Origin of the sequence: Actinoplanes sp. NPDC089786 (assembly GCF_040684855.1) — a bacterium.
In the GTDB taxonomy this organism is placed as follows: Bacteria; Actinomycetota; Actinomycetes; order Mycobacteriales; family Micromonosporaceae; genus Actinoplanes.
Window position 1 is genome coordinate 131318 of record NZ_JBFBGU010000005.1, and the last position, 20032, is coordinate 151349.

Sequence of the window (20032 nt, forward strand, 5' to 3'; positions counted from 1 at the left end):
CGTGGACAACTGATCTTCAGACAACGTCGGACAACCCACTACGGGGGTATGGGATGCCGCGGCCGGAACGACCGCTCGACACGACTGACGAACCGGTGGCCGAGTTCGCCGCCGGCCTGCGCGCGCTGCGCGAGACGGCCGGGAACCCGGCGTACCGCTCGCTGGCCCGCCGGGCCAATTTCTCGGCCGCGACCCTGGCCGCGGCGGCTTCCGGCCGGCGGCTGCCGACCCTGCCGGTGACCCGCGCGTACGTCGAGGCCTGTGGCGGTGATGCCGAGGAGTGGACCGCCCGGTGGCGTGAGCTGGCCCGGACCACGCCGCCGCCGGCCGGCGAGCCCGCGGCGGAGGAGCGCATCCCATACGTCGGTCTCGCGCCCTTCCAAGCCGGCGACGCCGAGCTGTTCTTCGGCCGGCGGCGGCTGGTCGACGACCTGACCCGCCGGCTCACCGAGCGTCGCCTGGTCGTGGTGTTCGGCCCGTCCGGCGTCGGCAAGTCCTCGATCGTCCGGGCCGGCCTGATCGCCCACGCCGAGGGCCGGCGGCCGATGCTGCTCGTGCCCGGGACGACCCCGCTGACCGAGCTCGCGGTGCGGCTGGCCGGGCCGGCCCGGATCCCGGCCGGCGCGCTGCTCGACGACCTGGCCAAGGACCCCGCCCGCGCCGGCCTGGTGGTGCGGCAGGCCTTCGAGGACGAGCTGCTGCTGGTCGTCGACCAGTTCGAGGGGGTGTTCGCGGCCGGCGTGGACCCCGCCGAGCGGGCCGGTTTCATCGCCGCCCTGGTGGCCCTGGGTGTGGGGGAGTACGGGGCCCGGGTCGTCCTCGCGGTGCGCGCCGACCACTACGCCCGGTTCGTGGAGCATCCGGAGCTGCTGGCCGCGTCGGCCGACGGGCACGTGCTGGTCGGCGGGATGAGCCCGGCCGAGCTGCGCGACGCCGTGGTGAAGCCGGCCGAGCGGGTCGGCGCCCGGGTCGAAGGCGCCCTGGTCTCGGCGATCGTGGCCGACGTGGCCGGCCGCCCGGGCGCGCTCCCGCTCGCGTCCCACGCGCTGCTCGAGGCCTGGCGCCGCCGCCGGGGGACCACGGTCACCCTGGCCGGGTACGAGGCGGCCGGCGGCGTGGACGGCGCGGTGGCGGCGACCGCCGAGAGCGTGTACGCCGGCCTCGACGAGGAGCATCGCGGCGTGGTCCGCCGCCTGCTGCTGCGGATGGTCGACATCGACGACCGGGGCGGGGCGCGGCGCCGGCCGGTCCCGCGGCCGCAGATCGGCTCGACCGCGCTGGAGGCGCGGGTGGTCGACCGGCTGGTCGACGCGCGCCTGCTCACCGCCGACCGGGACTGCGTCGAGCTGGCCCACGAGTCGCTGATCTACGCCTGGCCACGGCTGCGGGAGTGGAAGGAGGAAAGCCGGGAGACGCTGCGGGCGCACCGGCAGCTCACCGAGTCGGCCACGGTCTGGCAGGAGCTGGGGTACGACCCCGGGGTGCTCTATCGCGGCGCACGGCTGGCGCTGACCCGGCACTGGGCCGCCGCGCCGTCCTGGCAGCCGGCGCTGAGCCCGCTGGAGCGCCGGTTCGTCGACGAGAGCGTCCGCCGGGAGAAGGCCGAGGCCACCGGCCACCACCGCCAGATCCGTCGCCGCCGCCTGATCGCGGGCGCGCTCGCCGCGGTCCTGGCCCTGGGCGTGACCGGCGGCAGCGAGACCGGCGGTGGCTGGTGGTGTGCCGAGGGTCCGACCGGCCTGCTGGCCGTGGACACCGGGATGCTGACCGCCGCCGAGGACGGCTACTACGGCGCCGACACCGGCCTGCTGCGGGCCCGGACCAGTCCCGGCGTGTACGGCACCTGGGAGCAGTTCCAGGTCTGCCGCCGCCGGGCCGACCCGAGCATCGTCCACCTGCGCGGCTACGCCGCCCGCAAGCGGTTCGTCTCGGCCCGGCCGCGCCGCCCCGGCGACACCACCCTGCGGCTCACGGCCGCCTCGCTCGGCCCTTGGGAATGGCTGAAGGTCGTCCCGGTGGACGGCGACGGGACGGTCCTGCTGAGGTCGGTGGGCCACGACCGCTACCTCACGGTCCAATTCCCCGGCCCTCGGCAGTACGCGGCCCGCCTGGCCGCCACCGCCCCCGCCGAGGCCGGGGCGGGCCGCTTCCGTTTCACGCCCCTGCCCTGACCGTCTCGGCGCCGGCTACCCCTGTCCGCTACTTGTCGTACGGCGGCGCGCTGAGCGCATGGGCGAGCCGGTTGAGGACCTCGTCGACGGTGAAGTCCCAGCCGGTCAGCTGGTCGCCGCTCCAGTTGATGCCGACGCGGAATCGGCCCTTGGCGAGATCGGGCAGCGCCTTGTCCCGCCAATGGTCGAGCGGCATCGACACCGCCCGGAACTCATCACCCCACAGGGCGGCGGCCCGTTTCGCGCGGGCCTCGGTCGACCAGTAGGGGAACGCCCGATCTCCGCCGGTCACGGTCGGTGTCGGGCTGCCGTCGTCGTCGCGGACCCACCACACGGTGTGGTTCTTGGCGACGTCGCGGAAGAACGCCGCGGCCTGTGCTCCGCTCGTACTCACCGGGGTTCCTCCTCGATCGCCGGACCGGGACGCGGCCCGCGGGACATTCCCGGGGCCGCGTCCAGGTCCGAACTGTCAGTAGTCGGGTGGGAGGTGGCGATGGCCACCCGGGTCCATCTTGACGTGATCCTCGGGCCACCGCGGCGTGAGCAACATACCGCCGTCACGTTCGGGGATAGGTTCGTGGCTCAGCTCCATCGACTCGGTGTTGCCGTTGGGCCGCGTCCGCTGCGGGGCTCCGCCCTTCTCCATCCGGGCGACGTTCGCGGCGCCGTACTGGTCGGCGGCGGCCGGCTCCATGGCCTCGTTCTTCCAGAACCGCTTACGCATGGTGGACAGTGACGGCGGCTGGCCCTTCTTGTTCGGCTTGGAGTAGTCCTCACCACGCTTCCAGCGCCCACCGCAGTTGTGCACGAGCACCGGGGCGTCGCCGGCGAGGACGTAGTAGGTGTGGATGCCCTCGACGGTGAGGTTGTGGACCTTCCGCACCTCGGTCCAGGCCTTGGTGTGCAGGACCGTGACCAGCTTGCCGTCCGCGGTGCGGATCTCGTCACCGGCGGTCAGCGCCCCGGCGTCGAGGAAGACGCCGTCGTTGTCGACCCAGAACGGGTGGCCGTCCGTGGCCACGACCGAGCCGGTCCGGTCACCGGCCGCTCCGTCGGTGTCCACGGTGACCTCGACGAGATGCTTCTCGCCGTCGCCCTCGATCAGCGTGGTCACTGGCCGGCCCGCGGTGACGCCCAGCTCCGGGTCGGTGGCGAGCACCTCGTCGCCCAGCTCGACGTCCTCGATGTCGCGATAGGTCCGGTCGGCCATGAGCACCGCGGTGCCGGGTACGAAGCTGTTGGACGTGCAGCTCCCGCCGCGTGAGGCCGAGGTGCCACCGCCGCCGCCGGTCTTGCTGGCTCCGCTGCCGCCGCCGGTGCGGGCGCCCCCGCCGCCCTTGGCCGGACCGCCGCCGCTACCACCGGCCTTCGCGGGGCCGGCGCTGCCGCCACCACCCGCCGCCTTGGTGCCGCCGGTGGCGCCGCCGCCCCCGGAGCTCGCTTTCGCCGGTGACGGAGCGGCCTTACCGGCGGACTGCGCCCCGTCCGCCGCCTTGGCGCCGCTGCGCGCGGCGTCGGCTCCCTTGGCCGCGGACTGTGCCGCGTCCACGCCCTTGGCGGCGTACTTGGCGCCCTTGACCGCCGAGGCGGCGTAACCCGCGAACGGGACGGCCGACGCCGCGGACAACGCCGCGTTGCCGTAGTCACCCTCGGCCGCGTACCAGGCCGCGTTGGCCAGGTCGGCGACCTCGCCCACACCCGGCACCAGGCCGGCCACGTCGAGCGCCGCGTGCCCGATGTCGCTGAGCGAGAAGTGCCCGTCGATCTCCACCTGCGAGATCGGGTTGCCGCCGCCGAACGCGTACCGGTTGTTGGTGAACGGGTCGGTGGTCAGGTTCATGTCGTCCAGGGCGCCGTTGTAGTTGTCCTGGGTGAGGAACCTGTTCAGGCCGGGGTCGTAGTCGCGGAACCCCATGTCGTAGTCGCCGGACGACTGGTCGAACCGCTTGCCGTTGTAGCGGTAGGCGTTGTACGGCTCCTTGTTCGGGTCCTCCGGGTTGGCCGCGTCCGGCTTGTCGACGCCGGTCATCTGGCTGTCGTCGTTCTTGCCGTATGCGGTGTACCCGTAGGTGGCCCGCGAGTCGCCCTGCTCGTCGGTGATCTGCTCGACGTCGGTGTGCGGGTTGTAGCCCTGGTACGACGTCTCGAAGCTGCCGTCGTCGGAGAACTTCGCCTGGGACAGCAACTGGCCGTCGGGCCCGTACTGGTAGCTCTTGCGGAGCTTGCCGCCCTCTTCCTCGGAGAGCATCTGGTCGGTCAGCCCGAGGTACGAGAACGTCGTGGTCTTGTCGTTCTGCTTGCGGGTGAGCTGCCGGTCCAGCGGATCGTAGGTGTACTCGGTGGTGCCGCCGGGAGTCTTGATGTGCTTGGTGACCCGGTCGAAACCGTCGTACTCGTACTTCTCGATCTCCGTGTTGTTCTGGGCGAGGGCCGTCCGGGTCTGCCGGCCGAAGTCGTCGTACTCGTACTTCGTCTGGATGCCCGAGGTCGTCGAGGTCTTCAGCCGGTTCCGGTCGTAGTCGAACGTGGTCTCGGCGTTCTTGACGGTCTGCCAGATCACGTTGCTGTTGGCGTCGTGGCGGTACTTCTCCGTGCTCGCGCCACTGCCGGTCTTGACCTGCTCGCGGACCCGGTCCCGCGGGTCGTACTGGTAGGTCGTGGTCGTGTCGATGTTCGCCGACTTGTTGTCCGCGTTCTGCTTCTTGCCGGTGTCCTTGGACCGGTTGCCGTTGGCGTTGTACTCGATCGTGTGCTCGTTCACGACCGTCGAGCCGTTCGACTTCTTCTCGACCTGGTGCTGGAGCTTGGTGTCGAGGTAGTAGTCGTACGTGACGGTGTTGCCGTTGCCCTTCTTCTCGGTCTTCACCTGTTCCCGTGGCGTGTAGGTGAAGGTCGTCGTCTTGGCGTCGGCGTCGTTCTCGGTCTTGCCGTTCTTGACGCTGGAGATGAGGTCCCGGGTGTCGTAGACGTACTCGGAGAACGTCTTGTCGTGGACCCGCTTGAGCAGGTTGTCGTTGATGTCGTAGTGGTACGTCGTGGTGTTCTTGGTCGAGTCGCCGAGCTTCTCCACGACCTTGTCCATGCGATTGACGACGTCGTACGACATCGCGTAAGTGTCGATCTTGGCGTCGTTGCTCTTGTCGAGCATCTGCGTCATGTTGGCATTCGGGTCGTAGCCGAACTCGAAACTCTTGCGCGGCTTGTCACCGCCGTCACCGTCGTCGCGCTGCGTCTTCTGCTTGCCGTCGGGGAAGAACGTCCAGCTCATCTGGCGCGTCTTGCCGCCGCCGGTGAGCTTGCGGGACGTCTGGTTGCCGATCGTGTCGTAGTCGTACTCGGTCTTGACGTTCCACGGATCGGTGCTGGTCTTGTTCCAGCCGTTGTCCCAGTACGTGTACGTGGTGTCGGCCCGCTTGTCCTCGCCGTCGGACGGCGGCGCGCTCACCTTCTGCTGGTTGCCGACCACGTCGTACTCGTAGAGTGTCGTGTCGGCGGTGCGGTACCGCTGCTCGGCGTCGCCGGGGTCGTACGGCTCCCGCTGCTCCTTCACCCGGTTCAGCACGTCGTAGACGGTCACCGCGGTGAAGTCGTTCGCCTCGGCGGTGTCCACGCCGCGCGGCGACTCGACATGGGTCTGGTTGCCCACCTCGTCGTACCGGTAGCGCGTGGTGCGGTAGACGGTGTCACCGTTGTCCGCGCGCTTGTGCGGCACCTTCTGCTCCTCGAGCAGCGCGCGCGGGTCGTACTTGAGGAGGGTCTTGTTGCCGTCCTCGTCGACCCGGGCGGTGGTGTTGCCGTCCTTGTCGTACTCGGTCCTCGACGTGTGGCCGAGGGCGTCCGTGGTGATCGTGTTCCGGCCGTTGAGGTCGTAGTCGTACTTGACGTTGACGTCGTCCGGGTCCGTCGTCGCGGACTTGCGCTGGTCGGCGACGGTCTTGATGTTGCCGACGTTGTCGTAGGTGGCGGTGATCTCGCCGCCGGCGGCGTCCCGGGCCTTCAGGACCTGGTTGAGCTCGTTGTAGGTGTAGCTGGTCCGGTAGTCGTCGGGGTTCGCGGTGAGCGTGCCCTTGGGCTCGGTCTGCTTGAGCAGGTTGCCGACGTTGTCGTAGTCGTAGGTGGTGATCCGTTCGGGCGTCCCGGAGGCGTCCCTGGGCTCCTTCCAGAAGGCCAGGCGGTCGACCGGGTCGTGGCCCATCTCCTGGACGGCGCCGTTGGCGGCCTCGTCGCTCACGACGTTGTCGTTGCCGTCGTACTTCTTGCCCGGGGTGAAGATGTAGACATTGTTCGCCGCGTCCTTCGGTTCCCGGGTGCTGAGCGGGCGGCCGAAGATGTCGTAGGTGTACGTCGAGGTCTTGTCCGCGGCGTCGGTGACCGACACGACGTTGCCGACCCCGTCGTACTCGTACTTCTCGACCTGGTTCAGCGCATCGATGATCCGCTTCGGGTACCCGACCGGGTCGTACTCCTCGTACTTCGTGGTGTTGTCGTTGGCGTCGGTCGAGGTGAGCTGTTGCCCCCACCGGTCGTACGTGTAGCTCGACGTGTAGTCGCCGTCCTCGGAGGTGGCGTTGCCCTTCGGGTCGGTGACCGAGGTCAGGTTGCCGAACTGGTCGTACCCGAAGGTGTGCTTGCGCCCCTCGGGGCTGGTCTTGGCCGTCAGCTCGGCGGTGTGCCCCTTCAGCCCGAAGCGGTACTCCATCTTCTGCGCCGGCCAGTTGTTCTTGTTCGCCTCCGGATCGCGGATCTCCAGCGGCAGGCCGGTCTTCTCGTCGTAGACCCAGGTGGTGACCGCGTCGTTGGGCTCCTTCATGCGCCGGACGTTGTTGTCCGCGTCCCAGGTCAGCTCGGTCTTCTGGTTCTTCGCGTCGGTCAGCAGCGTGGGCCGGCCGTAGCCGTCGATCGAGTACGTCGAGGTGTGCCCGTTGGCGTCGGTGACCACGTTCTCGATGAACGAGCCGGTGGTGCCGTCCGGGTCGCGGTAGGTGAACGCGGTCGCCTTGTCGTTGCGGTCGCTGACCCGCTCGGTGCGCCCGTTCAGCAGGGCGCCGGCCGACGCCGGGTGGTAGCCCATCGTGGTGCCGTTGCCCCGCGGGTCGTCCACCCGCACCAGCTTCGGGCTGAGCAGGGTGTCGTCGTAGTAGAAGCCGAACGGCTTCTCGCCCGGGTCGCCCTGGCCGTCGATCAGCTCACGCAGCTGACCCTTGTCGTTGTAGGTGAGCGTGACCCGCCGGCCGGTGACGTCGGTGATCGCCCGGAGCTGGTTGACGATCTGGGCGTTGGCCAGGTTGGACGCGCTGCGCCGGTCGTCGCTGTTGCCGACGAAGTAGTCGAAGTCGTCGCCGGGGTTGAAGTACTCGAAGGTCAGCGTGCGCCGGCCGGTGGCGTCGGTGATGTACTTGAGCACCCCGGTGTTGCGGTTGCCGATCTTCGCCCGTTCGTAGGTGAACCGCAGGTCGTTGCCGTTCTTGTCGATGACCGCGGTCTGGTAGCCGTCGGCGTCGAAGGCGAACTGGCTGCGGTCGGGCCGGGTCATCACCCAGGTGCGCATCGGGTCGCTGTCGCCGTTGCGCTGCAGATAGAGGTGCACGCCGGCCGGGCTGTCGTAGTCCCAGTCCTTCTCGTTGGTGCTGTCGTGCTTGTTCAGGTCGAACCAGTGGCTGGTGCCGTCGCCGTCGGTCAGCGTGATCTTGGCCGGCCAGCGGGGGTCGAGCCCACTGAACTGCAGCGGCGAGCCGAGCCGGGTCACCGTGGAGGTGGACAGCGACCAGCCGTACCCGATGTAGGAGTTGGAACTGTCCTGGCTGTTGTACGAGAGCCGCAGGAACGTGGACAACCCGCGGCTGGGGTTGCTGAACGCGTTGTAGCTGAACACCGCGTTGCCGGAGAACTGGTTGACCATCACGGTCGAGCCGGCGCCCGCGTTCTGCCCGGTGTACTGGTAGAACTTCTCCAGGCCGAGCTGGTCGGAGGTCGGGTCCTCGACGGTGATCGGCTGGGCCAGGGGCGGGATCTCCCACACCTGCGACAGCCACTGCCCGGTGGTCTTGTTCTTCAGGTCCCACTTGAGGACGTACTTCTGCCGCTTGTTGCCCTGGTCGAAGCGGACCGGCGTCATGATCTTGGCGTTGACCGTGGTCACGGCGCCCGAGGCGAGGTCGACCGGCAGCGCGGTCTCCCGCTGGTTGTCCGCGTTGGTGACGTCGGTGCCGTCGGCCAGCTCCCAGCGGTAGGAGAGCACCCAGTCGTTCTTGGCCCAGGTCGAGCTGGTCGAGTTGGTGATGGTGACCGGCGCGGTGTACTCGTCGCCGGGGATCATCCGGGACGGCACGGTCGGCGCGTAATAGGTGTTCTCGGTGGCCGGCGCCGTGTAGATCACCTCGAGGCGGGGCCGCTGACGGATGTCGGGCACCTCGCCCGCGGTGAACAGCACCCGCTGGGTCGGCGAGGTCTCGTTGGCCAGCCGGAACAGCACGCCCTTGTTGGTGCTCGCGTTGTTGACCCAGCCCTGGGTCAGCGACGTGGCGTCCCAGTTCTGCCAGCGCGGGTCGGTGCCGATGTTGTCGACGTAGGAGGCGGCCCCGGCGGTGTAGTCACCACCCTTCGTGGTCCAGGCGGCGGCACTGCTGGCCCGGTCCCACGACCCGGTCGCCTCGTCGAAGTCGCGGGTCAGGCCGTGCATCTGGAAGCGGGCGCCGGTCCCGCCCTCGGAGTACGCGCCCCACATGCTGGCCGTGGCCTTGAGCACCTTGGTGCCGGCCGGCAGCCCGGTCATGCTCGGCCACTTCACCACCGTGCGGCTGGTGCCGAACTTCGACCCGTTGTTGCCGATCTGGACCAGGCCGCCGCCGTCCAGCACGTCGTGGCCGGTGGTGGGCTCCAGGCTGGTCAGCGTGGTGTCGGTGGAGTTGCCCTGGAGGACCCGGACGATGTGGCCGGCCTTGGGCAGCTGCACCTGCTCGGCCGGCGACGGGATCAGCTCGCCGGAGCGGGTCTTCACCACGATCATGTAGTACGACGGCGGCCCGAACTCGGTCGCGTTGTTCGCCGGGGTGGGTGTTCCGCTGGTGTCGCTGTAGGTGGTGCGGTCGGCCCGGACCGGGGCGACCAGGGTGCGGTCGGTCGGGATGAAGCTCTGCGAGGTGCTGCGGTGCACCTGGTATTCGAGGAGGTCGTCGCCGGCGTAGGCGCTCCAGGCGAGCTCGGCCCCGGTGGACCGGATGGTGGTCGGCATCTGCAGCGTCACACCCGGCTTGCCCCAGGTCAGCAGCAGCGTCGGGAAGGTGTCGACCTCGCCGCCGAAGGCGTTCTCGGCGCCCTCGTAGCGCACGCCGCTGAGGACCTTGGTCTCGTCCGGCGTCTTCATGATGAAGCCGTTGTTGGTCGACGGGGCGTCGACCCAGCCCTGCGCGATGTTGCGGACGCTGAACGAGTGCCAGGCGTGGTTCTGCTTCTTGCCGCGGTGGGCCGTGCCGTTCTTCACCAGCCGGACGCCGTCGGCGACCACGGTCTTGTTGGCCACGTCGCCGAGCACGATCTTGTGGGTGGTGCCGGCGTTGAAGTTGTACGTGCCGATCGAGACCCAGTTGCCGCTGCCGGAGCCGGTGGTCTGGTTGACCGTCTTCGGCGTGGTGCCGCCGGCGTGGTAGACGGTGTACGGGGCGTTGGTGGCCCGGTCCGATCCGGGCACGTAGTGCACGAACGCCTCGTACGCGCCGGCCTCGGTGACCCGCGGCACCCAGGTGAACGTGTCGCCGGTCTTGCTGCCGCTGTTGGCCCGGTACGACCCGCCGAGCGCCGTGCTCGCCGTGACCGAGCTCCACTCGCCGGCCGCCGCGACCTTGGTGAGGTCGGAGTTGTCGACCTGCTCGGTGTTGGCGCCGAGCTCGCCGACCGCGTTCTTCACCGTGTTCCAGGTGACCGAGTTCTCGGCCCACGGCACGGTGGCGCGGTGCGCCTCGACGTCCATCTCCACGTCGTCGTACGAGTTGAGCATGTTCTGGTCGAAGTAGAGCTTGAGCTCGGCCGAGTCGAGGCGGGTGCCGGTCGGCACCTCGGTGAGCGGGAACTTGACCAGGCTGCGGAAGGTGGCCGTGCCGCCCGCGTCGAGCGGGTTGGTGCCGACCGACAGGCGCCAGTTGGTGTCGTAGTTGGTGGCCGGCTCGTACGAGTTGACCATCCCGTCCTGCGCCGAGCCGACCTGCGGCTGCACCTTGATCGTGGGGTCGATGACGACCGGGTAGCGCCGCTTCGGGTCGCGCAGCCACGCCTGATCGGCGGTCACGGTGAGCTTGAGCTCGCGGCCGGTGCCGCTGAGCGTCTGGGTCACCTTGGTGCTGTGCCCGCTGCCGGTGGCCGACGCCGCGCTGGCGCCGCTGTCGTACATGAATGGCTTGGGCAGGTAGAACAGCGGCCGGCCGTCGGCGTCGTCGGCCTTGAAGGCGACCGAGCCGTCGGCCTGCCGCGCGGCGGTGACGCCGTCGAGCGAGAGCCGGAAGGTGTACGTCGCCGCGCCGGTCGGCGCGCGGTCCAGGACGATCTTCTCCTTGAGCGAGGAGGAGGTCACGTCGTAGGCCACGTCGGCCGGGCCGAACACGTCGGGGTAGGTGATCGCGCTGCCCGACACCTTGGGCGTCACGCTCCGGGGGGCCGCGTCCACGCCGACCCCGATCGAACGGCCGCCCAGGTCGTAGCGGACCAGGCGGTCGGTGCGGTCACCGAAGCGGCTGGTGAAGGTGTTCCGGACCGATGCGTACGGGTAACCGGCGGCGTTCGAGCGCCCGATCCGGGTGTCGATCTCCTGCCACCGGCCGTTGCCGTCGCGGTAGTGCACCGGGGACGCGCCGACCTCGGCCTGCGTCCGGCCGTCGGCGAGCCGCCAGACCTTGGTGTTGGCGGTGCGGGCCGACACCACCTCGGCCACCCGCTTGACCGCCGGGATCGCCTTGGCCGCCGGCGCCTGCGCCGGGTGGGCGAGCGTGCTGCCCGGCCCGGGTGGCGTCTCGGCGACCGGGCGGCCGCGCACCGGCTGGAGCCCGGCGGCTCTGTCGGCGGCCTCCTGGGCGGCCTCGATCTGCGCCGGTGACATGGTGTCGTCGTCCCGCGTCAGGCGGGGCGCGACCACGGCGGTGGTCCCGGCGACGGCCAGGGCGAGCAGGCCGGCGCCGATGGCGGTGCGCCGGCGCCGGCGGGTGCGGTCGGGTGTGCTTTGCATTCCGGTTCCCCCGTTGCGGAATTGCGCAAGATTCATCGCCGCACGCCCTTGACCAAAGGTGGGAGTGCGCCATTACGAAGAGCCTTTGTGAACGTCTGTCGGCCGTCTCGGTAACAACCTTTAAGGACGCGTGCTGTGCGCGTCGGACCGAGCAGATCCGGCCCCCCGTGTGTGTGGTTGCCATGAGGCAACTGCCCGTGAACCTAGCAGCGCGGTACGACAACAGCAACGACCATCCTCAATGGTCAGTCTCTTCCCCCGTGACAGATTGTCCGTTTTCCCGGAAGCCGATAATCGCATTCGACCCGCCCCGCGCGATCATGACTGGTGTGGATAGCCTTCCTCCGCCAAGGCTTTTGTGGCCCACGGGGGGAGTACAAATGAGGCTGTCCATGAAACGTGCGCTCGCGGCGTCGTCGTCTGTCTTATTGACGACCACGCTCGGCGTTCTCGCGGCGGCGGGCCCGGCCCGGGCCGAGACCGACCTGGGCCTGCCCGGCTACGGCGATCTGGTCGCCAACGACGAGCACGACCGGGTCTTCGTCAGCGGCGGCGCATCGTCCAACGGCATCACGGTCACCGACCTCGACGGACAGGTCGTCAAACACATCAAGAACCAGTACGGCGCCACCGGCCTGGCCCAGGACGACGACACCGAGTGGGTGTACGCGGCGCTGGCCGCGGGCGACGCGATCACCGAGATCGACGTGCACACCCTCAAGGAGAGCGACAAGATCCAGCTGCCCGCGAACACCTGCCCGACCCACCTGGTCTACGCCGGTGACGTGCTGTGGTTCGGCCACGGCTGCGACGGCAACTGGAACGGCGGCATCGGCCGGGTCACCTGGCCCGAGCCGACCGAGGAGAACCCCGACCCCGAGCCGGTCTACGAACTGAACGTGCAGGGTGACCTTCGGTTCCAGCGGGCGCCGCTGCTCGCCGCCCACCCGTCGACGCCGGCCGAGTACGACCAGCCGTTCGAGGCCGGGACGCTGGTCGCCGCGCAGCTCAACCTCAGCCTGTCCACGGTGTACGTCTACGACATCAACGAGGACAACGGGCTGACCCAGCGGGCGTCGTCCACCGCGCCGGGCAGCAACCTGTTCGACATCGGCCTCGACAAGTACGGCGAGACGCTGCTGACCGGCGCCGGCGGCCGCAACGCCACCCAGGCGTACGCGACCGCCGACCTGTCCGGCCGCGGCTCCTACTACACCGGCTACCACCCGCTGGCCGTCGCCGCCGCGCCCGACGACTGCTACGTGGTCAGCGGCGTCCGCTCGACCGCCGACGACATCTACCTCTACGAGACCGGCGGCGTCGTCCCCGAGAAGCGCATCGACATCAGCGACGACGTGCTCGCCCCGCGCGGCCTCACCTGGTCCGACGACATGGAACACCTGTACGCGGTGACGGTCCCGCCGGCCGGCGGCGCCCCCGAGCTGCACGTCATCCACGACTGGAAGAGCTGACCGCTCACGGCTGGATGTTCGCCAGGTCCTCGAGGAGGCTGGGGTGCTTCGGCTCCCAGCCCAGGGCCTGCCGGGTGTGCGTGCTGGTCGAGGGCTGGTCGGCCGCGAAGATCGCGCCCAGGGGGCCGAAGTTCTCCGCCGGCACCGCCTCGACCGGCAGGCCCAGGCGCCGGCCGATGACCTCGGCGATGTCCCGCACCTGGTCGCCCTCGTCGTCCACGGCGTGCCAGGCGGTTCCGGCCGGCGCCTGCTCCAGGGCGAGCCGGAAGAGAACCGCGGCGTCCAGCGCGTGCACGGCCGGCCACCGCTGGGTGCCGTCGCCGGGGTAGCCGGAGACGCCGGTCCGGCGGGCGATGGCGGTCAGCAGGCCGGCGAACCCGCCGTCGCCGTTGTTGTGCACCGTGCGGGGCAGGCGGATGGCCGTGCTCCGCACCCCGCGGGTGGTCAGGCCGAGGACCGCGTCGACGGCGCGGCCCCGGCCGCCGACCGGCCCTTCAGTCGACGTCGGGTCCGACTCGGTGGAGGCGCGGCCGGGGATCCAGGGTGTGCCGGACACGGTGACGAAGGGACGGTCGCTCCCGAGGAGCGTCTCGCCCAGGGTCTCCTGGGCGGCCGTCTCCTCGGCGACCGCGTTCGCGACCGCCTCGGCGCTGCTGAAGTCGTTGCTGAAGGCCAGGTGGATCACGCCGTCGGCCTGGGTGGCGCCGGCCCGGAGGGTGTCCAGGTCGGCGAGGCCGCCCCGGATCACCTCGGCGCCGGCCGTCGCGGCGGCCTCCGCCGAGGCCTCGGACCGGGCGAGGGCGAGAACGGTGTGACCGTGGCCGAGCAGTTCGGCCACGACGGCGGAGCCGATCAGGCCGGTGCCGCCGGTGATGAAGACGCGCATGGTTCGCTCCCGCAAGTGATGGGACTCTTGTCCCGTCACCGTAGCACCGTGATGGGACCAAAGTCCCGTCACCTATGATGGACCCATGGCTCGATGGGAACCCGGCGCGCGTGAACGTCTCGTCGTGGCCGCGGTCGACCTGTTCACCGAGCAGGGGTACGACGACACCACGGTCGCGCAGATCGCCGAGCGCGCCGGCGTCACCAAGAGCACCTTCTTCCGGCACTTCCCCGACAAGCGCGAGCTGCTGGTGGCCGGGCAGGAGGCGCTGAGCCGGCTGCTCGCCGAGGGGATCGCCGAGGTGCCCGCCGGGTCCGGCCCGCTCCAGGCGGTGGCCGAGGGTCTGCGGCGGGTGTCCAGCGCGATGGGTCCGGTGAACCGCCAGATCGCCCCCCGGCTGAAGGCGGCCGTCGCGGCCAGCGCCGAACTCCAGGAGCGGGCCGCCCTCAAGAGCGTCAGCCTGGCCGCCGCGATGACCGCGGCGCTGATCGCCCGCGGCGTGCCCGACGCGACCGCCGCCGTCGCGGCCGAGCTGGGCGCCCTCGCCTTCAGCCGGGGTTTCGCGGCCTGGTCCGAGGGCGACCGCGAGGACGACCTGGCCGACTACGCCCTCCCGGCCCTGGAAGAGCTACGCGCCGCGAGCTCCGCCCTCTAACGCCAACTGGGCCAGCGGCACGTGGTGCTGGCCGGCGTGCATGTCCCGGTCCCGCAGGCTGCCCTGGGTGACCGGGCGCGGGAACGAGATCTTGACCGCCTTCAGCGACGGGATGCGGAAGATCTGCACGCTGTCCTCGGCGACGTCGTAGAGCCGGGCGACCACGGTGGCGTCCACGAACGACACTGCCTGGAAGCCACTCTCGTCGCGCATGAAGAGCTCCATCGTCGTCCAGAACGGCCCGGCGTTCTTGGACCGGACCTCGACGGCGAGGTCGCCGACCTTATCGGACATCGCCGGCCTCCAGCATGACGGTGCGGAACAGGGCGGTGGGAGAGTCCACGTCGACGACGTGGTTGAGCACGAACTCGTACGCCGCGCCGCGCTCGGTCTCCGCTGGCGAGAACGGGAACGCCAGGCTGGGCAGGTAGTCCATGTCCGGCGTGGGCAGGTGCAGCATGAGCGGATTGGCGATCTTCGCGATCGCCGTGGCCGTCGGCTGGTCGGGCGCGCTGACCAGCAGCATCACGCCGACCTCGCGGGGCGGCGCGGTTGCTTCCTCCAGGGCGCCGAGCACCGCGTTGTGGCCGTAGAGCCGGATGTCGAACGCGTAGTCGTCCGGCCCGAGCGAGAGCGTCTGGCTGACCCGCTCGGTGAGGATCCGGCGCAGGAGCGCGGCCCAGGTGTCGAGCTGGCCGAGGATGTGCGGGTCGCGGATCGCGGTGAACGACATCGTCTCGTACCCGGTGATTCTTGATCCTTCGAGCTTGTTCGTGTACTGCTCGGCCAGCTCGAAACGCGACCCCTCCACGCGTACGCGCCGGTCGTCCAGCGCGGTGTAGACCGCGTCGGCGACCTGCAGGGTGCCGGCCGGCTCCCGCATCGAGAACGGGTTCACCGTCTCGTAGAGCATGTGCGCCGCGACCGAGTGGGGTGTGCAGGCGACACCGTCGGAGAGCGGCTCGATGGTGAACCCGGTGGCGTCGATGGTGGCGAAGACGCCGCTGGAGCGCGGGTTGGTGGTGCACTGCGCGCCGCACTCGACGATCTTCGCGGCGTGCCAGGTGGGCCCGGCCGGCATGCCGTGCATGAGCGGGAACGCCGCCGCCACGGCCGTGTCGGTCGCGCGGCCGGCCAGCACCACGTCGGCTCCCGTGGCCAGAGCGTCGGCGATCGGCTCGTGGCCCATCATCGCCACGATGTGCTCGCAGCTCTCCAGGGTCGAGGGGTCGAGGTCGCCGTGCGGGGCGAGTGGGTGGATCCGGTCCAGGCGCTCCTTGAGGTCGGCGGCCGGCTGCTCGCTGTAGATCCGGGCGATCCGCAGGGCGAGGCCCTCTTCGTCCAGCAGCGACGAAGCGATGGAGAAGACCCAGTCGACGCCGGAATCGGTGCCACTGGTGCCGCAGGAGCCGACGATCAGCGGGATCCGGGCCGTAGCCGCGGCGCGCAGCAGGATGCGCAGGTCACGCTTCACCGCCGCGGCAGTGGTCTTGGCGGTGCCGGTGCCGAGATAGTGCGGCCCGGAATCGGTCGAGCCGCCGTCCACGGCGATCACGTCCGCGCCCAGCTCCAGTCCCCGGTCCACGATGGAGGCCGGGAAGCCCGAGCCGAGCATGCCGGACGGGACGAGGATGCGTACTTCGACTTTGCTTTCGGCCTGGATCACAAGGTTCCTTTCAGAGAGCGACCGGCCTGGCGTCCGGAGAAGAGACAGCCGCCCAGGAACGTGCCCTCGAGCGACCGGTAGCCGTGCATGCCGCCACCACCGAACCCGCTGGCCTCGCCGGCCGCGTACAGCCCCGGCACCGGCTCGCCGGCGGCGTCGAGGACCCGGCCGTCCAGGTCGGTGTGCAGGCCGCCGAGCGTCTTGCGGGTCAGCACGTGCAGGCGTACGGCGATCAGCGGCCCGGCGCCGGGATCGAGGATCCGGTGCGGGGCGGCCGTACGGATGAGCTTGTCGCCGCGGTAGGTGCGGAAGTTGCGGATGGCCGCGATCTGCATGTCCTTGGTGAAAGTGTTGTTCAGCTCCCGGTCGCGCGCCTCGACCACCCGCCGCACCTCGGCCGCGTCCAGCAGCGGCGCCGGCGTCAGCGCGTTCATGCCCTTGACCAGCTCGTCCAGGTCGGTCGCGACCACGAAGTCGGCGCCGTTGCGCTTGAACGCCTCCACCGGCCCCGGCGCCCCGGCCCGCACCCGGCCCAGCACCTGCCGGACGCTGCGGCCGGTCAGATCCGGGTTCTGCTCCGAGCCGGAGAGCGCGAACTCCTTCTCGATGATCTTCTGGGTGAGCACGAACCAGCTGTGGTCGTGGCCGGTGGTGCGCAGGTGGGCGAGGGTGCCGAGGGTGTCGAAGCCCGGGTAGAGCGGCACCGGCAGCCGGTTCCCGCGCGCGTCCAGCCAGATCGACGACGGGCCGGGCAGGATGCGGATGCCGTGGTTGGCCCAGATCGGATCCCAGTTCTGGATGCCCTCGACGTAGTGCCACATCCGGTCCGGGTTGATCACCGCGCCGCCGGCCGCCTGGGTGATGCCGATCATGCGGCCGTCCACATGCGCCGGCACGCCGCTGATCATGTGGTCCGGCGGCGGGCCGAGCCGCGCCGGCCAGGCAGCTCGTACGAGGTCGTGGTTGCCGCCGATGCCGCCGGAGGTCACCACGACGGCCTGCGCTTCGTACGCGAAATCGCCGATCTTGACTCTTGAACTGGCCTGGCCGCGCTGGACGTCGCTGGGTTCGAGCACCACCCCCGAGACACCGGTGACACGACCGCCGGCGGTCGTCAGCTCATCGACCCGGTGGCGGAAGGCGAGCGTCACCCTGGGGGACGAACGGACGGTCGCGATGAACGGCTCGAGCACGCCCGGCCCCGTACCCCAGGTGATGTGGAAGCGCGGCACCGAGTTGCCGGGCCCCGTCGCGTCGTAACCGCCCCGCTCGGCCCAGCCGACGATCGGGAAGAGCTTGATCCCCTGGGTACGCAGCCACGAGCGCTTCTCGCCGGCCGCGAAGTCGACGTACGCCTCGGCCCAGCGCCGCGGCCAGGCGTCCTCGTCCCGGTCGAATCCCGCGGTGCCCAGCCAGTCCTGCCAGGCGAGCGCGTGCGAGTCGCGGATGCCCATCCGGCGCTGCTCCGGCGAATCGACCAGGAACAGCCCGCCGAACGACCAGAACGCCTGCCCGCCGAGGCTCTGCTCGGGCTCCTGCTCGACCAGGATCACCGACTTCCCGGCCGCGACCAGCTCGGCCGTGGTCACCAGGCCGGCCAGACCCGCCCCGACAACAATGACGTCCGCGGTCCTCATGTGTGCTCCCCTCGGATGATCGCGTGGGCCGGATGTCCCGCCAACGCGGCGACCAGCTCCTTGGCGCCGTCGAGCCCGGCGGCCCGGCGCGCCTCGGCGGTCTGACCGGCCATGTGCGAGTAGATCGTGATCCCATCCACTCCGCGCAGCACGCTATCGGCCGGGAGCGGCTCCGTGCTCACCACGTCCAGCGCCGCGCCCGCGATCCGCCCGCCGCGTACCGCATCGGCCAGCGCTTTTTCATCGACGATCGGCCCGCGGGCGGTGTTGATGAGGTGGGCGGTCCGCTTCATCCGGGCGAGGGCCGAGGCGTCGATCAGATTCCGGGTACGGTCGGTCAGCGCCGCGTGGATCGACACGAAGTCCGACTCCCGCAGCAGCTCATCCAGGCGTTCGCCGGCCGACGTGCTGGTCGTGCTCAGCACGCGCATCCCGAACGCCTCGGCCAGCGGAGCGACCTTTCTCGCGACGGCGCCCCGGCCGATCAGGCCGAGCGTCCTGCCCCGCACCTCGGTGCCGTCCTGCCGCGGCCAGCCCCCGGCCTCGACCCCCGCGGCCATCGGCACCAGCCGCCGGGCCTGGGCCAGCAGCAGCCCCATCGTGTACTCGGCCACCGCGTTGGCGTTGATCCCCGGCAGGTTGCTGACGCTGATCCCGTTCCTGGCGGCCGCGTCCACGTCCACCGAGTCGTAGCCGGCGCCGGTGCGCACGATGGCTCTCAGCGTTGTCGCGCCGGCCAGCACGTGCTCGGTCATCGGCTCGTTGGCGACGAGCGCGCCGTCGACGTTGTGCAGGGCGGCGATGAGCTGCTCGGGGTCGCGGCGCCCGCGCATCGGGTCGTGCCGGGTGGTGAAGCCCAGCCCGGTGAGGTAAGTGTCCACCTCGTCGCCCGGGACCAGGTAGTCGGTGGTGATCAGGATGGTCGGCATCGCTCTCTTCCGCGTCGGGGGTGGTGCCTATAGGTGCGCAGAGCAGCTCTGCGCACCTATAGGCACCGGTTCGTCGGGTCAGGTGGCGCCTATGAGTGCGCTGAGCCGGCTCTGCGCACCTATCCGCACCGGTTCGTCGGGTCAGGTCATGTGCGTCGTGGGGGCGGGCTCGTCCTGGAGACTGCGGTGCAGGCGGCCGAGCCGGACGAGGACGAAGACGGCGAGCAGGGCGAGCACCGCGATGTAGAACAGCATCCCGGTCCAGCCGAGCAGGTCGACGATGCCGCCGACCAGGGCCGGCCCGCCGAAGCCGCCGAGGTACCAGGTGACCGCGTACAGGCCGGTGTAGGTGCCGAGCACGCGGCTGGACGGGGCCAGGTTCCAGAGCGCGACCGCCGCGTTGATGGTGAAGGCGGCGGCGCCGATCGAGGCGATGCAGAAAACGACCACGGTCGCGGTGGGTGTCCGCACGACGGTGCCCGCGGCCAGGGCGACGGCGAAGATGGTCATGCCCACGCCGATGGTCTTGAACCGGCCGAAGCGTTCGGCCAGCAGCGCGGCCGGATAGGCGGCGACGACGTACGCGATGCCGCTGGGCAGGGTCAGCCCGCCGGCGTCACCGCGGGAGAGGCCGAGCACCTCCATCCCGTACGGCGTGACCAGCGACCGCGAGGCGAACCAGGCCCCGCCGAACAGCAGCACGGTCAGCAGCAGGAGCAGCCGCCGGCGGTCGCGGTCCGTGACCAGGTCGGCGACGATCTCGCGGAACGGCACCCGTGACCGGGCCGGACCGGCGGCGGCGTCCTCGGTCAGCGCGGCCTGATAGGCCCGGGACGCGCTGTCCCGCACCCGGACGACCAGCACGACGGTGGCGGCGAGCAGGATCGCCGACGGGATGAGGAACGACGTCCGCGGGTGCTCGTCGATCAGGAGCAGGCTGATCAGGGACGCCACGATGATGGTCAGGGCGGTCGCGATCTTCACCACGGCGTTGGCGCGGCTGCGGCGCTCGGGCGGGATGAAGTCGGGCACCATCGACTCGGCCAGCGGGCGCATCGTGTTGGCGATCAGCGCGTACCCGACCATGACCACGACCAGCATGGTCAGTGACGTGGTCCAGGGCAGCAGGGCGAAGATGATCGCGGCCAGGGGCATGCCGACCGCGAGGTAGGGGATGCGCCGGCCCCAGCGGGTGCGGGTGTTGTCGGAGCGGTTGCCGATCCAGGGCTGGATGAAGATGCCCAGCAGGTTGTCCATCCCCATCAGCGCGCCGACGAGCGCGGTGCTGGCCACGTGTTCGCGCAGCAGGACGGGCACCTGGTTGTCGTAGAAGTTCCACGTCGACTCCTGCGCGAACAACGCCAGGGCGATGTAGAAGGTGATCTTTCGAGTGGACAACTCGCCA

Annotated in this window: 11 protein-coding genes; 3 read left to right on the forward strand and 8 right to left on the reverse strand. The window is 70.4% G+C overall.

Annotated features, from left to right (window positions below; genetic code table 11):
* The first annotated feature begins 95 nt into the window (after positions 1-95).
* Positions 96-2171 (forward strand): ATP-binding protein, encoded by a 2076-nt coding sequence (locus AB0O15_RS19000; RefSeq protein ID WP_364319992.1) that lies wholly within the window; start codon positions 96-98, stop codon positions 2169-2171.
* 28 nt (positions 2172-2199) lie between these two features.
* Here AB0O15_RS19000 and AB0O15_RS19005 read toward each other — a convergent pair whose 3' ends face one another.
* Entirely contained in the window at positions 2200-2565 is a 366-nt protein-coding gene (locus AB0O15_RS19005) for a DUF2750 domain-containing protein (RefSeq protein WP_364319994.1), read from the reverse strand.
* Positions 2566-2640: 75 nt separating this feature from the next.
* On the reverse strand, positions 2641-11382 hold the full coding sequence (locus AB0O15_RS19010) for a DNRLRE domain-containing protein (RefSeq protein WP_364319996.1): 8742 nt from the start codon (positions 11380-11382) through the stop codon (positions 2641-2643).
* A 392-nt stretch (positions 11383-11774) separates the two neighbouring features.
* Between AB0O15_RS19010 and AB0O15_RS19015 the strand changes: the two genes are divergently transcribed.
* Positions 11775-12854: a hypothetical protein gene (locus AB0O15_RS19015; protein WP_364319998.1), complete on the forward strand. Its 1080-nt coding sequence runs from the start codon at positions 11775-11777 to the stop codon at positions 12852-12854.
* A 4-nt stretch (positions 12855-12858) separates the two neighbouring features.
* Here the strand turns inward: AB0O15_RS19015 and AB0O15_RS19020 are convergent, their stop codons facing one another.
* On the reverse strand, positions 12859-13740 hold the full coding sequence (locus AB0O15_RS19020) for an SDR family oxidoreductase (protein ID WP_364320000.1): 882 nt from the start codon (positions 13738-13740) through the stop codon (positions 12859-12861).
* Positions 13741-13825: 85 nt separating this feature from the next.
* Between AB0O15_RS19020 and AB0O15_RS19025 the strand changes: the two genes are divergently transcribed.
* The gene (locus tag AB0O15_RS19025; RefSeq protein ID WP_364320002.1) at positions 13826-14395 is read left to right on the forward strand and encodes a helix-turn-helix domain-containing protein; all 570 of its coding nucleotides are present in this window, start codon (positions 13826-13828) and stop codon (positions 14393-14395) included.
* Here the strand turns inward: AB0O15_RS19025 and AB0O15_RS19030 are convergent.
* The 5 genes from AB0O15_RS19030 to AB0O15_RS19050 all read right to left on the reverse strand — a co-directional run bounded on the left by AB0O15_RS19030 (position 14369) and on the right by AB0O15_RS19050 (position 20025).
* A complete protein-coding gene (locus AB0O15_RS19030) occupies positions 14369-14689 on the reverse strand; it encodes a DUF4387 domain-containing protein (RefSeq protein ID WP_364320004.1) in 321 nt (106 codons plus the stop codon). The two genes, AB0O15_RS19025 and AB0O15_RS19030, sit on opposite strands and share 27 nt — an antisense overlap.
* Positions 14679-16061, reverse strand: coding sequence for an acyclic terpene utilization AtuA family protein (locus AB0O15_RS19035; protein ID WP_364320006.1), 1383 nt, complete (start codon positions 16059-16061; stop codon positions 14679-14681). Before AB0O15_RS19035 ends, AB0O15_RS19030 begins: the two co-directional genes overlap by 11 nt.
* Positions 16058-17698 (reverse strand): FAD-binding dehydrogenase, encoded by a 1641-nt coding sequence (locus tag AB0O15_RS19040; protein WP_364320008.1) that lies wholly within the window; start codon positions 17696-17698, stop codon positions 16058-16060. Before AB0O15_RS19040 ends, AB0O15_RS19035 begins: the two co-directional genes overlap by 4 nt.
* Positions 17695-18627, reverse strand: coding sequence for an NAD(P)-dependent oxidoreductase (locus AB0O15_RS19045; protein WP_364320010.1), 933 nt, complete (start codon positions 18625-18627; stop codon positions 17695-17697). Before AB0O15_RS19045 ends, AB0O15_RS19040 begins: the two co-directional genes overlap by 4 nt.
* Positions 18628-18768: 141 nt before the next feature.
* On the reverse strand, positions 18769-20025 hold the full coding sequence (locus AB0O15_RS19050; protein ID WP_364320012.1) for an MFS transporter: 1257 nt from the start codon (positions 20023-20025) through the stop codon (positions 18769-18771).
* Between the last annotated feature and the right edge of the window lie 7 nt (positions 20026-20032).